Source organism: bacterium, from assembly GCA_022616075.1.
GTDB lineage: Bacteria > Acidobacteriota > HRBIN11 > JAKEFK01 > JAKEFK01 > JAKEFK01.
The window spans coordinates 1-12,571 of record JAKEFK010000287.1 but is presented as its reverse complement, the minus strand read 5'-3'; the positions used below and the strand labels follow the sequence as shown (position 1 = coordinate 12,571).

Here is a 12,571-nt window from a genome sequence, read left to right as displayed (position 1 = left end):
GAATAATGAGTCTTTCCAGATTCAACTGGCGAATCCTGTAGGACTTGTTGCTAATGATACAAGCGTTATCGGCACAATTGTCGATAACGACTAGTTCGCTTGTTGTAGTGGAGCGAATCAGTAAGGGCGGGTCTAAGACCCGCCCTTATCATTTGAATTCAAAAACATTACGGAGCGGATGGGGCCGGCGCCGGGAAGTGTTGGTTCAGCCAGTCCTGCCAGGCGGATTCTTGCTTTTTGATTGCCTGGGCCGCTCCATCACCATACAGATAAAGTGATACAGATAACAGAATGCTTCCTCCACAATCGGATACCCCGATCACCCCAATACCAGGAGTTGGCTTATCCAGTCGAAGCACCACGGAAGGTGGATGCTGCGTGTTCGATTCCACAATCCCTGATAATTGCGGAGCGCCCGATCCTGTTTCGCTTCTTTGCCCTGCTGTTGTACCGGTTAATGCCAGCATTTTCGTGAATTGATTCCATGTTTGAGGTTCTGGATTATCGGAATGTCCCATAGCAACCATAGATTTTCCATGCATTCCACGGAACTTGCTGAGATACAAATGAAGTACACGGAAGTATACCGGCCAACCTGTTTCGGTACCTTCCAACTCTCCATCCCAATCAGCGTTTTCGGCAAAAAGACTGTGAACAACACGCACCAGACACATTCCTCCGGAGCGAGCTTCCACAAACCATTCTGTAGCAAATGCTGGTGCTTTCTCCCCAAGATGATGACTATCGGCTGCGAATCGCACAGGAGGTTCCCACGCTGTGATCGTTGCGACGGAATCCATGCCGGGCCCAAAATTCATTGTGATTTTGCCACCCACATTCTGGTCCATTTCAGTGGGAACAAACCAGGATGAAATTCCTGGACCCGTGCTGATCGCCTGCCATACTTCTTCAGGTGTTCCAGGAACTTCCACTTCTACCTGAACCGAGCGACGCCCCGATGGTTCTTTCTTTACACTCATAACTTTTCCTCCTTTGAGTCGGCTTCTTGTGGCAACGGATGGGAAACAATCACTACTCGGTGCGAACGACCTCCTGGCGCCGACTCATCATGGTACCGCGAGGCAAGTTGAGTGATAGTCCGGGTTAATTCTTCAGTAAATGCTGCACGTTCGGATCCATTCCGGAATCGAATTTCTGTGTCTATAGAAAGTGTGGCCAGTCGCTTCCCCGTTTCATCAGAACGTCGTAAGAGGCTTGTTACCTCCCTTACCATTCGTGCCGCCAGCGCGATCAGATAGCGCGCTGAGAGCCGGTCCTTGCAGCGACACGGATCTGTAGCCACCTGACCCATCGCAACCGGAGAAACAACATAACTGGCAGCAGTTGCCACCAGCAAACGCTCTGTCAACCCCCCCCATTTGCGCTTTTCTACAACACGAACAAGCCCATTTTCTTCCAATGCCCGCAAATGGTAGTTCACTTTTTGTCGCGCAAGACCAAGCCTGCCGGCGAGGGATGCTGCTGAAGCAGGCTGCGCTAACTCGGAAAGAATTCTGCTGCGGATCGGATCCAGTGCGACGGCTGCGGCCTGCGCATCTTCAATCACTTCTACGTCGAGCATGCTGTTATAATAGCCTTGACAATTTTTTTTGTCAATCGCGGATTTTGAGCGGACCCGCGGTCGTAGTGCCGAATGGTAGACAGGACTTTGGGCAGCTTAATTCAAATGTTCCTGGTCACTGCACCGGCTGCAGCGTGCGGGAGATGACACAGTCCTCCACACCGGACATTGGGATGCATGTGAGCAGTCAGACCACGTCTGCCTCAGCGTCACCAGAAACTGCGCCATGCGACGGCTGCACCACCGGTTCTGTCTATCGTCTCATTGACTTTTCTGCAGGTGTTTTGACCGCCCTGAACTCAAAAGGGGAGCAGATCTCAGTAACGTTTTTCAAATGACACCATTTTTCGCGAGGCAAGTCTCAGCAAGTACCAGCCACTCGATCTATGGCGCAACGCGGCTGAAATCTACAACACCACACCGGTCGACAGCGGGCTTGATACAAAAATCGGCGTTCTGACTGGCCGCAAAGCTCGAATCTGGCTTCAAAAATTTTCACCGGTTGATCCATGCCGCGCATTCCGGCCGGTTCCGTAAAACTGTAGACTAATTTCTACTGAGTCGGTGAATACACTCGGCGAGGTAGGCTTGCATTTTTTCGGCCGGTGCGTTGAGGCGACGGCCGTGACCCGGTAGGACCCATTCAAAGCTGAAATTCTGCAAACGCTTTATCGAATCGACCTGATTTGGCCAGGAATACCAGCAAACGCCGCGCGATGCATGAAGCGAGTTGTAATTGGGCGACCACCAGAGATGATCACCGGTAAACATGAAGCGATTCCGGTACAAAAGCACCATGTGCCCTTTTGTGTGACCGGGAGTCGGTATGATCAGTAAGTCGTCACGAAAAGAAACAGCATCATTCCCCGCGATGAGGTGCTCGATCTGACTTCGCAGCCTGCCGGCATCATCGTGATGCATGATGCGACTCGCTCCGAAATGGCGCGCCCACAAATCCTGATCGGCAACATCATCGCGATGCGTCAGAAAGATGTGGCGAATTCCACCGAGAGCTTCGATGTTTCTCACGAGTGGTTTCGCGAACCGCGGAGAATCTACCAGGACATTTCCGTCCCGTCTTACGATCAGATAGCTGGAAGCGCCGTACGAAGATTCGGAAGCGAAACCGCAAAAATACACTTCACCTTCGATTTTTTCCGGATAAGCATTCACAGCTTTTTTAGCCGAACGATGCCCGAGATCACCGATCGATGCGGTCGGACAGGTCACAAGTGCTTTCAACGCGGCAAATTCCGATTCCTCGTCCGCCGGCTGAGCGTGCACAATCGCCTGGTCGCCGCCTGCCACAAAGACCTGCGGGGCAATCTGCCTGCACAAATCGCAGTCAATGCAGGTAGAATCGACGAAAAAATCTCCGGGCGCGTTCTCCGGCCGTCTTAATCCGATCAATGCCATAAAGGAAAATATAAATGAATAGAACTAAAACGTCACATCCTGCGTCCAATTCGATGAAAGGAGGAAATATGAAGAAATTCTGGTTGATTATCTTCTCTGTTGCAATCCTAGGTTTGGGGGCGAACCGGGCATTCACAAATCCTGATCCCCCTTCCCGCCCTGAAAGAAAGGCAATGAGAGACGCCTTTGCTTATGCGTTTGCCGGTAACCATTACCGTTTGGGTGTTGTCTTGTCGGAAGTAAGTCCTCACATGAGAGGTGATTCGGGTGTTAAGGTCGAGAGGGTTTTGCGTGACTCACCCGCAGAAAAAGCCGGCCTGAAAGATGGCGACATCATAGTCAGCATAGACGGCAAAAAGGTAGAGTCCGAGGAAGATATTCGAAAACCGCTGCGTGATCTTGAAAATCCAAGGGAAATTGCCCTCGGCATTTTGCGCGACGGGAAATCGCTCAACATTTCCGTAATGCCGGAAAAACGGGAAATGACGTTGTTCTCACATTTCGGTGGAAATTATATCGGAGTCGATCTTCAGGAATTGGATGCAGATCTCGCGAAATATTTCCAAACTCAACCGGGAGCGGGAGTTCTCGTTGCGCGCGTTGAGCCGAACAGTCCGGCAGAAAAAGGTGGCATGAAATCAGGTGATGTGATCACAGAGTTGAATGGAGAGAAGGTCGCAACGGACGAAGATGTTCGGGATGCTTTGAAGGAAGTGAAAGAAGGAGACACTGCAAGCTTAACGATTCTGCGTCATGGAAAAGTTCAAAACATAACAGTAAAACCGGAAAAGAGAAGCTTCGATTTTCCTCAGCTGCAAGAATTGGGTGAGCTTCGGGATCTGCCTAAGCTACAGGAGTTCCGCGAGCTGCGCGATCTGCACAACAATCCCGAGTTTCGTGAATCGATGCAAGAACTGAGACGCGAAATGGAAAAGTTGAAAGAGGAGATGAGAGAACTGAAAAAAGAACTACGCGAAAGCGACTAGCGCTTAAACGCAGAGACGCAAAGACGCAGAGAAAAACAAAAAGATTTTTAATCTCTGCGTCTCTGCGTCTCTGCGTTAAATTTCTGTTGTCTAGGGCTCTTCGCATCGTGTTATGCTAATGCTCCATGACGGGGCGCCATACCATCCTTCTTTTTGCAGGCTGTTTGATTCTGTTTCTGTGGGGGACGTGGCAGCTTCCTTTTCTCGGACCGGACGAGCCACGGTACGCGCAGGTGGCACGCGAAATGTTCGAAACGGGCGACTACTTCGTTCCGCGTCTTGGTGGTTTTGCCTGGTTTGAAAAGCCAGTGCTGCTTTACTGGCTGATTTCGCTCGCCTATGCAGCTTTTGGAGTGAACGAGTTTGCAGCCAGACTTCCTTCCGTGCTCGTAGCGACTGGCACCATCGCATTTTTGCACTTTACGATTCGGCGAATCGCCGGGAAAACGAAAGCTCTTCTGGCTTCTGCTGTTCTCGCCTCTACCACATTCTTTATCGGGTTTTCTCACGCGGCGACCTTCGATATGCTTCTCGCATTTTGCGTGAATGGTGCGTTGTGCTGTTATCTGCTGCACGAACACTTTCCTCAAAAGACTCTGTGGCTTTACCTGATGTACGCCTTTATAGGATCAGGAGTTCTGGCAAAGGGATTCGTTGCAATCATCATTATCGCGCTCACGATGCTCGTATATTTCATCATCACAAGACGCTTGAAGAATCTGTTCGCGCTAAAGCCTGTTCAGGGGGCTTTGATCACGGCTGGAGTCATTGCAATCTGGTTTGTACCTGTGTCGCTCATTTACGGCGTTCGATTTTGGGATGAGTTCGTCTATCAGCACCATTTCGTGCGTTACACCAGCAGCTACTATCATCGTTCGCAGGGATTCTTTTTTTACTTGCCGGTGCTTCTCGCTGGAACTTATCCATGGAGTTTTGCGCCCTTTTCAGCAAAACTGAATGGAGACTCCGATCTGGTCAAGTTTGCGCTCTGCTGGTTATTTTGCCCTGTGATTTTTTTCAGTTTTTCACAATCCAAACTTCCAGGCTACATCCTCCCTGCCATTCCGGGCTTTGCGATTCTCGGGGGCCTCGCATTGTCCAATTTGCAGAAGCCGCTCAAGCTGGTTTTGCTAAGCTTCCTTCTGCAGATCGTGTTAATCGGGGCATTTTTTTGGGGAGCAAAAAAGTATTCTGTTCCGCTGCAGCCCCTTTTCGTAATGATGGGAATCATCGCCTTTTTATCGGTTCTTAGCGCATTCTTGTTGATCCAAAAAAAAAGGACAGCAGCGTGGATTCTCTATGTTCTGATACTATTCTCAGCGATGATTCTCTTTCAGTATGTCATCTATCCCCAGCTACCCTGGTCCGATTCGAAAATGCTCTCTATAGAATGGAGCCATCAAACGGAGAAAAACCGGAAACTGGTGCCCTACAATGTGTATGATTTCAGTCCCCTCTTCTACACGAATGGAAGAATGGAGCTCACCCCGCAGGGTTACCCGCTAAACCTTACGAGCGCATCACAGCTACACCGTTATATGATGCAGCAGGGGGAGGCGCATGTCTTTGCGGAAAGCGAAGAGTTGCAATGGATGGAGCGAGCCGATTTCTGGAGAATAGGACCGGTTTTACAAGGCAAGGAAAAGGCGATCATAGAGTTGCATCCAAAGTAATTGTTATAAAATTTGTAACGCCGGCCTCCGGCCGGCAAAAGTCTCCAGCGTAGAAGTCGGGCCGGCTGGAAGCCGGCGTTACAAGATGAACGACATTGTTCTGAGTATTCAAAAGGTTTCTAAGAAATACGGAACAGTCACCGCGGTAGATAAAGTCACTCTCGACATCCAAAGAGGTGAATTCTTCTCTTTGCTAGGTCCTAGCGGCTGTGGAAAGACCACACTATTGCGAATGATTGCCGGTTTTGAAGAGACAACTGAAGGACAAATCCTGATTAACGGACAGGATGTCGCGCCCCTACAGCCCTATAAACGTCCCGTGAACACAGTATTTCAGCATTATTCTCTTTTTCCGCACATGAATGTTTTTCAAAATATCGCGTTCGGCCTGGAACGGAAACGCACGCCGAAAAATCAAATCAAGAAGACGGTTACAGAGGCGCTCGATCTGGTGCGGCTTTCCGGTTTCGAGAAACGCCGCCCATCCCAGCTGAGCGGTGGACAGAAGCAACGCGTGGCATTGGCGCGAGCTCTTGTGATGCATCCGGAAGTTCTCTTGCTGGATGAACCTCTCGGAGCCCTGGATATGAAGCTCCGGAAAGAAATGCAGGTGGAGTTGAAAAATCTTCAGGAACAACTGAAGATCACTTTTATTTTTGTAACACATGACCAGGAGGAAGCGCTTGTAATGTCCGACCGGATTGCAGTGATGAATCACGGACAGATTGAACAGGTGGGCAAGAGCTGCAGCGAGATCTACGAGCACCCGCGCACCGAATTTGTCGCTCACTTCATCGGCGCTACTAATATATTCGAGGGTGCTCTATCCGATGGACAAATGAAGCTCCCTGATGGCCGCTCTTTTTCCATAGAAAATAACAAACAGAGCGGGGAGATCCGGTTCACTGTCCGGCCGGAAAAGATGGTTTTGAGCGCTCAAGACATTGCGGGCAGGGTCTGTTTACCTGTAACGGTTGTGGATGAAATTTTTCAAGGGACCAATACGAGCTGGGTTGTCGAATATCACGGAAAAAAGTACACGGTCGTTGAGCAAAACAGCAAAGTTGTGGAAGAGGCCGGCAGATTTTCCCGCGGCGATCACGCGGTGCTGTCCTGGAACCCAAAACATACAGTGATATTAGAGAAGTGATGTAAACCAAGTAGTGCAGGCGTCCTGCCTGCAGCCTGCGCAGACGAGACGTCGGCGCTTCATTGTTTAATATGTCAGAAGCACTGATCAGAGTCTTTCAAAGGTTTCCCTCGTTGCGCCCCTATGCTCTGATCTTCTTAGCGTTAGCCATCCTCACTGTCTTCTTCTTTTTTCCCCTTTTGATCATGCTCGTCTACAGCTTTGCTCAAAAAGGAACCTACGGACTGATCAAGCCAATCGACGATCTGGGACAATACCTTACTTCTTTTGAATGGCTTTCGAATTATGTGCGCTCTTTTGAACCCATTTACCTGGAGATTTACGCGCGCTCTTTATGGATGGCGGTTATCACAACCCTCTTATGTCTCGTGATCGGATATCCCATTGCTTATTACATTTCATTGAAAGTAAAACCATCCTGGAAGAATACACTTCTAACATTAGTGGTGGTCCCCTTCTGGACCTCCTTTCTGATACGAACGTACGCATGGATTGTGATTCTTCGCAGCGAAGGACTGATCAATCATGGATTGATCGCGCTCGGCTGGATCGACGCCCCTATTGAAACGCTTCTGTATTCTGAGTTCGCGGTGATGCTCGGGCTGGTCTACGGCGAGCTCCCTTTCATGATTCTGCCGTTGTATGCGTCCATTGAGAAACTGGACACGGCGTTGCTGGAAGCCGCAAGCGATCTTGGAGCGAACGCCTTCTGGACCTTCGTAAAAGTTACAATCCCGGCAACTCTGCCCGGGATACTCGCTGGAGTTATTCTGGTTTTCATTCCAACCATCGGAGCATTCATCACACCGGATCTTCTGGGAGGCGCAAAAAGCATTCTTGTTGGAAATCTCGTCCAGAATCAATTCATGATCGCGCGCGATAAACCGTTTGGCTCTGCCATCTGCTTTGGCCTCGCTGCTTTTGTGCTGGTGCTGCTCTTCTTTTACGCGCGTTATTCAACCAGAAAGGAAAAGGCAATTTTTGTATGAGAACCCGAAAACTTTCCCGATGGTTTCTTTTTTCAGAGTCGAGTTTTGTTTACCTCTTTCTTTATGCGCCGATTGTCATTCTTGTTATTTATTCCTTCAACAGCTCCCGTTATGCAATCTGGGAAGGTTTCAGCTGGAAATGGTATGAGATTCTGCTTAAGGATCAATTGATCCTCCGTTCGTTGAAAAACACTTTGATTGTGGCTCTTACAGCGACCATCGCATCTACCGTGGTCGGAACGATCGCGGCTCTCGGGATGCAGCGTTTTGAGTTCCGCGGCAAAGGAGTCCTGGACGGCCTCTTTTATCTTCCTGTAATTATTCCAGAGATCGTAATGGCGGCCTCCCTGGTGATCTTCTTTGGATTCATACGGTTCAAGCTAGGACTGGCAACGGTAATTCTTGCTCACATCGCATTCTGCATTTCCTATGTCATCATAGTGGTTCGGGCCCGGCTCGAAGGATTCGATCGAACGCTCGAAGAGGCGTCGATGGATCTAGGCGCCAATGAGCTTCAAACCTTTTTTAGAGTCACGCTTCCCGTGATCGCTCCTGGAATCATTTCTGGAGCATTGCTGGCGTTTACGATTTCGATCGATGATTACATTATTACTTCTTTTGTTGCCGGAGTCGGATCCACGACTTTGCCGTTACAGATTTATTCCATGGTGAAAACAAAAGTCACTCCTGAAATCAACGCGATTTCAACTTTATTACTGATTCCAACGATTCTGTTGATCGTAATATCAGACCGATTGCAGAGAGAAGAGAAATGATAAAAAAGATCATCCCGGTCCGCGGGCTGGTAGTAGCGACTTTAGTCGCTACGTTGTCACTGTTTATTGCGTGTAAGGGGAAGGAATCCAAAACAGCAAAAAAACAATTCAATCTCTACATCTGGTCAGCTTATATTACCGATGAAACCGTCAAGAAATTTGAAACCCAGACCGGAATTCAGGTCCGGTATGATACGTACGATTCCAATGAAGCTCTGCTTGAAAAACTGCAATCGGGCGTGACTGAATATGATCTGGTTGTGCCATCCGATTACATGGCGCGGATCCTGATCCATCAGGGACTATTACTGGAGCTGGATCATTCGAAATTACCCGGGGCTGCAAACTTAAGTAGCAGGTTTCGGAATTTGCCCTTTGACAAAGACAATAAACACACGATTCCTTTTCTCTGGGGCACAACCGGGATCGGATATAACAAAACTAAAGTCACAGAGCCGGTAGATTCTTGGTCGATTTTATGGAATCCCAAATACAAGGACCGCATTTCATTGCTGGATGATCCCCGCGAAGTATTCGGCGCGGCCCTAAAATGGAAAGGACATTCGATCAACACAAAGGATCAAAAGGAGCTAGAAGAAGCCAGGAATCTATTGATCCAGCTAAAGCCGATCGTCAAAACCTTTACCTCTGGGAGTTTTGATGAAGTTTTGCTCAGCGGCGATGTGTGGCTCTCTCACGGTTGGAGCGGCCAGCTGGCAAAGGCAATCGATCAAAACAAGGATCTTGCGTATGTCGTGCCCAAAGAGGGCTCCACGATCTGGGTAGACAACATGGCCATTCCCAAAGGAGCTCAACACCTGGAAGAAGCGTACGCGTTCATGAATTTTTGTTTAAATCCGGAAATTGCCGCAGAAATCACAAATATTTCCGGTTATCCAAGTCCCAATGAGGCAGCTACAAAATTCATAAAACCCGAGATATTGAAGGATCCGGCCCGTTATCCGGATGACAAAACACTCGCCAGTTGCGAATTTCTGGAAGATCTGGGTGAAACCAGCACGCTTCTCGATCGTTACTGGACCGAAATCAAATCACGTTAATTTTAAACAGAAGATCGCAAAGATCGCAAAGAAATAACTAAAGGATTCTTTATCTTTGCGTCCTTTGCGAACTTCTGTTCAAAAAAGAGAGGCAGTTTATGTTCAGACATTGGATCAATGGAAAACATGTAGACAGCGAATCAGGCCAAACTTTTCCCGTAGTCAATCCGGCCACCGAAGAAGTGATCGATCATGCGCCGCGAGGGAATGCAGCTGACGCCGACCGGGCGGTGCAAGCAGCATGGAAAGCGTTTCATGAATGGAGGTTTGCTCCAGGATTGGAACGCGCCGAAATGATGCATGAATTCGCGCGACGTTTGCGCGCCAAAAGAGATGAGATCGGACGATTGCTGACACTCGAAGGTGGAAAACCGCTCATCGAAAATATGGACGAAATCGAATGGGTTGCCGCCTGTTTCGATTACTATGCGGAAGTTGGGCGCGATTCCAAAGGGAAGGTCATCTCACCTGTTTTCCGGCACCAGATCAACTTCACCGTGAAGGAACCTTATGGAGTGGTCGTTTGCATCGTCCCGTGGAACTATCCCCTTTTGCTGATGAGCTGGAAAGTGGCCGCTGCTGTGGTGGCCGGCAACACCGTTATCATCAAACCTTCGGAACACACTCCTCTCTCCACGCTTGCGCTTGCGGAAATGTTCGAACCATTTCCACCGGGAGTGATCAATATTATCAGCGGATATGGGCCTGAAGCGGGCGAGCCACTAGTAAAACATCCCCGCGTGAGCAAGATCGCTTTCACCGGAGGCGTACACACAGGAAGAAAAATTGCTGTTCAGGCAGCTGAGAATCTGAAAAAGGTTTCGCTGGAATTGAGCGGCAATGATCCACTCATCGTTTGCGATGATGTGGATCTCGATGTGGCGGTAAACGGCGCAGCCTGGGCGTGCTACCTGAATATGGGTCAGGTTTGTACTTCAATTGAACGGATCTATGTATTCAAAAACGTCGCTGATAAATTTCTGGATAAGTTTGTTTCCTTTGCAAAGTCTTTACGAATCGGAAATCCATTGGGACCGGATGTGGATTTAGGACCGATGATCAATGAAAACCAGCGCCGCAAAGTTGAAGAAAAGTTGGACCTTGCTCTCAAACAAGGCGCTTCCCTTTTGACCGGGGGAAAAAGGCCTGAGAAATTCGATCGCGGTTTTTTCTACCAGCCCACCGTGATCACCAATGTGAATCACGACATGGAGATCATGAAGACCGAAACCTTCGGACCGATTGCTCCCATTATGGCTGTAAGCGGAATTGAAGAAGCAGTTCGGCTTGCCGACGATTCGGATTTTGGTCTCGGAGCGAACATCTTTACGAACAACATGGAATATGCCATGTATGCAATGGAGAATATCCGCGCCGGCACGTTCTGGATTAATGATCCTCTGACGGACAATGACGCGGGACCTTTCGGCGGGATGCGGATGAGCGGAATGAATCGTGAACTCGGCACCGACGGCCTTGAGAACTTCCGCGACGTGAAACATGTCCATCTAGACTACAAGATCGAGCCAAAGTCCTACTGGTATCCGTATAAGTGGCAGAAGTAGTGGCAGAGCATTTGCCCTTGTCGTGAACAGGTTCGCTAATTCCAAGATCGTCACGACCAGCACAAACAAATTGTCGGCAAGCAAATGCTCTGCGCAAGTTTCATGAGAGAGAATGTTTAGAAAGTCCATTCGCAAAAAAGGCTACGACTATTCCTCTGCAGGCTACTATTTCCTTACGATATGTACGCATTTCAAACAACATACCTTAGCGAAAATCGATGAAACTGGGAGTAACCTCACGTCTTTCGGACAAATCGTTCAGTACTGTTGGGACGACATTCCCAAGCATTTCAGGAATGTACGGCTGGATGCTTTCAAAATTATGCCGAATCATATACATGGTATCATCCAGTTAACTGAATCCGGCACGGTCGAATTGTTCTCAGTGATTCAAAATTTCAAATCAGTTTCCACAAGGAAAATCAACAATAGACGGAAACTGCGCTCTACTGTTTGGCAACAAAATTATTTTGAGCGCATCATCAGAACTGAAAAAGAGTTGAATCTAATCCGATTGTATATTTCATTGAACCCAATTCTGTGGCATAAGCATGCTGAACTAGCCGAGCTACACCTGACAGACGAAAAGATCTGGGAGATTCTAGAAAAATATGGTCCAAGCTTGTAGTGGCAGAGCATTTGCCCATTGCAGTGAATAGGTCAGAAACACCATCGACGTTTGAAACAGCACAGAAAAACTTGAGCCGAGCAAATGCTCTGCTCCTTCTGAGACCAGCAGAGCATTTTCACAGCGAGACTAATTTCGAGAAAGGTCAAAGTTAGTTCGACGAAGATTGAGCATACACGCTGAATGGAAAATGCTCTGCCACTACAAGTATCTACAAGTATCTGCAAAAACAGTACTTATCAGATTGTGGTATAATTGAAAGCGCTGGAAAAGGAATGAACGAATCGGTTCGATAGCGTCCAGCGGTCAATCGTCTTCTCATCCTCGAGTCGCGCATTTACGCATAGATGCAAGGACTCGTCAACGCGAAGACGCTCTTTTGCGTCCGCTGAGACGCACCAAACCAAAAGAGAATTAAATGGCGAAATCTATTCAACTAAAGACATCTGTGCCCGGCCCGCGCTCGCTTGCGCTACTCGAACGCCGCCAGATGAGCGTTCCGCGCGGGGTCTACAACGCGACCCCTATTTTTGCGGAGCGCGCTGAAGGAGCGCTCCTTTTCGACATAGATGGGAACACGTTGCTGGACTTTGCCGGCGGTATCGGAACCATAAACGTAGGGCACTGCAATCCAGATGTTGTTGCCGCCGCTTCTGAACAACTCCAACGGTTCACGCACACGTGTTTCAGCGTCGCAATGTACGAGAGTTATATAGCGCTTGCCGAAAAGCTCAATCGGATAACT

General features: G+C 48.7%; 12 protein-coding genes. 9 read left to right on the top strand and 3 right to left on the bottom strand.

The annotated features are described in order from the left end of the window. Positions 1–167: 167 nt before the first annotated feature. From L0156_23380 to L0156_23370, 3 genes are all read right to left on the bottom strand, one after another. Entirely contained in the window at positions 168–980 is an 813-nt protein-coding gene (locus tag L0156_23380) for an SRPBCC domain-containing protein (protein MCI0605940.1), read from the bottom strand. Next, on the bottom strand, positions 977–1,582 hold the full coding sequence (locus L0156_23375; GenBank protein ID MCI0605939.1) for a helix-turn-helix domain-containing protein: 606 nt from the start codon (positions 1,580–1,582) through the stop codon (positions 977–979). Before L0156_23375 ends, L0156_23380 begins: the two co-directional genes overlap by 4 nt. A 546-nt stretch (positions 1,583–2,128) precedes the next feature. Then, positions 2,129–2,998, bottom strand: a complete 870-nt coding sequence (locus L0156_23370) for an MBL fold metallo-hydrolase (protein ID MCI0605938.1) — start codon at positions 2,996–2,998, stop codon at positions 2,129–2,131. A gap of 68 nt (positions 2,999–3,066) precedes the next feature. On the opposite strand from L0156_23370, the gene L0156_23365 reads away from it, so the two are divergent. From L0156_23365 to L0156_23325, 9 genes are all read left to right on the top strand, one after another. Then, a complete protein-coding gene (locus L0156_23365; GenBank protein MCI0605937.1) occupies positions 3,067–3,984 on the top strand; it encodes a PDZ domain-containing protein in 918 nt (305 codons plus the stop codon). A 125-nt stretch (positions 3,985–4,109) separates the two neighbouring features. After that, positions 4,110–5,657, top strand: coding sequence for a glycosyltransferase family 39 protein (locus tag L0156_23360; GenBank protein ID MCI0605936.1), 1,548 nt, complete (start codon positions 4,110–4,112; stop codon positions 5,655–5,657). 85 nt (positions 5,658–5,742) lie between these two features. After that, complete coding sequence (locus tag L0156_23355) at positions 5,743–6,807, top strand: ABC transporter ATP-binding protein (protein ID MCI0605935.1); 1,065 nt, start codon at positions 5,743–5,745, stop codon at positions 6,805–6,807. A gap of 71 nt (positions 6,808–6,878) precedes the next feature. Beyond that, positions 6,879–7,796 carry an ABC transporter permease gene (locus L0156_23350; GenBank protein MCI0605934.1) on the top strand — a complete coding sequence of 306 codons (918 nt, stop codon included), beginning with the start codon at positions 6,879–6,881 and terminating at the stop codon, positions 7,794–7,796. Beyond that, positions 7,793–8,572, top strand: a complete 780-nt coding sequence (locus L0156_23345; GenBank protein ID MCI0605933.1) for an ABC transporter permease — start codon at positions 7,793–7,795, stop codon at positions 8,570–8,572. Before L0156_23350 ends, L0156_23345 begins: the two co-directional genes overlap by 4 nt. After that, positions 8,569–9,633: a spermidine/putrescine ABC transporter substrate-binding protein gene (locus L0156_23340; GenBank protein ID MCI0605932.1), complete on the top strand. Its 1,065-nt coding sequence runs from the start codon at positions 8,569–8,571 to the stop codon at positions 9,631–9,633. Before L0156_23345 ends, L0156_23340 begins: the two co-directional genes overlap by 4 nt. A gap of 98 nt (positions 9,634–9,731) precedes the next feature. Beyond that, positions 9,732–11,198 carry an aldehyde dehydrogenase family protein gene (locus tag L0156_23335; GenBank protein ID MCI0605931.1) on the top strand — a complete coding sequence of 489 codons (1,467 nt, stop codon included), beginning with the start codon at positions 9,732–9,734 and terminating at the stop codon, positions 11,196–11,198. 112 nt (positions 11,199–11,310) lie between these two features. Further along, a complete protein-coding gene (locus tag L0156_23330; protein MCI0605930.1) occupies positions 11,311–11,826 on the top strand; it encodes a transposase in 516 nt (171 codons plus the stop codon). A 490-nt stretch (positions 11,827–12,316) separates the two neighbouring features. Further along, a partial coding sequence (locus L0156_23325) for an aminotransferase class III-fold pyridoxal phosphate-dependent enzyme (protein ID MCI0605929.1) occupies positions 12,317–12,571 on the top strand: 255 nt, incomplete at its 3' end.

What these genes read in the sequence shown, in the direction of transcription:
- L0156_23380 (MCI0605940.1), bottom strand. Translation starts at nt 980, where the DNA reads ATGAGTGTAAAGAAAGAACCATCGGGGCGTCGCTCGGTTCAGGTAGAA.
- L0156_23370 (MCI0605938.1), bottom strand. Translation starts at nt 2,998, where the DNA reads ATGGCATTGATCGGATTAAGACGGCCGGAGAACGCGCCCGGAGATTTT.
- L0156_23365 (MCI0605937.1), top strand. Translation starts at nt 3,067, where the DNA reads ATGAAGAAATTCTGGTTGATTATCTTCTCTGTTGCAATCCTAGGTTTG.
- L0156_23360 (MCI0605936.1), top strand. Translation starts at nt 4,110, where the DNA reads ATGACGGGGCGCCATACCATCCTTCTTTTTGCAGGCTGTTTGATTCTG.
- L0156_23330 (MCI0605930.1), top strand. Translation starts at nt 11,311, where the DNA reads ATGTTTAGAAAGTCCATTCGCAAAAAAGGCTACGACTATTCCTCTGCA.
- L0156_23355 (MCI0605935.1), top strand. Translation starts at nt 5,743, where the DNA reads ATGAACGACATTGTTCTGAGTATTCAAAAGGTTTCTAAGAAATACGGA.
- L0156_23345 (MCI0605933.1), top strand. Translation starts at nt 7,793, where the DNA reads ATGAGAACCCGAAAACTTTCCCGATGGTTTCTTTTTTCAGAGTCGAGT.
- L0156_23350 (MCI0605934.1), top strand. Translation starts at nt 6,879, where the DNA reads ATGTCAGAAGCACTGATCAGAGTCTTTCAAAGGTTTCCCTCGTTGCGC.
- L0156_23340 (MCI0605932.1), top strand. Translation starts at nt 8,569, where the DNA reads ATGATAAAAAAGATCATCCCGGTCCGCGGGCTGGTAGTAGCGACTTTA.
- L0156_23375 (MCI0605939.1), bottom strand. Translation starts at nt 1,582, where the DNA reads ATGCTCGACGTAGAAGTGATTGAAGATGCGCAGGCCGCAGCCGTCGCA.
- L0156_23335 (MCI0605931.1), top strand. Translation starts at nt 9,732, where the DNA reads ATGTTCAGACATTGGATCAATGGAAAACATGTAGACAGCGAATCAGGC.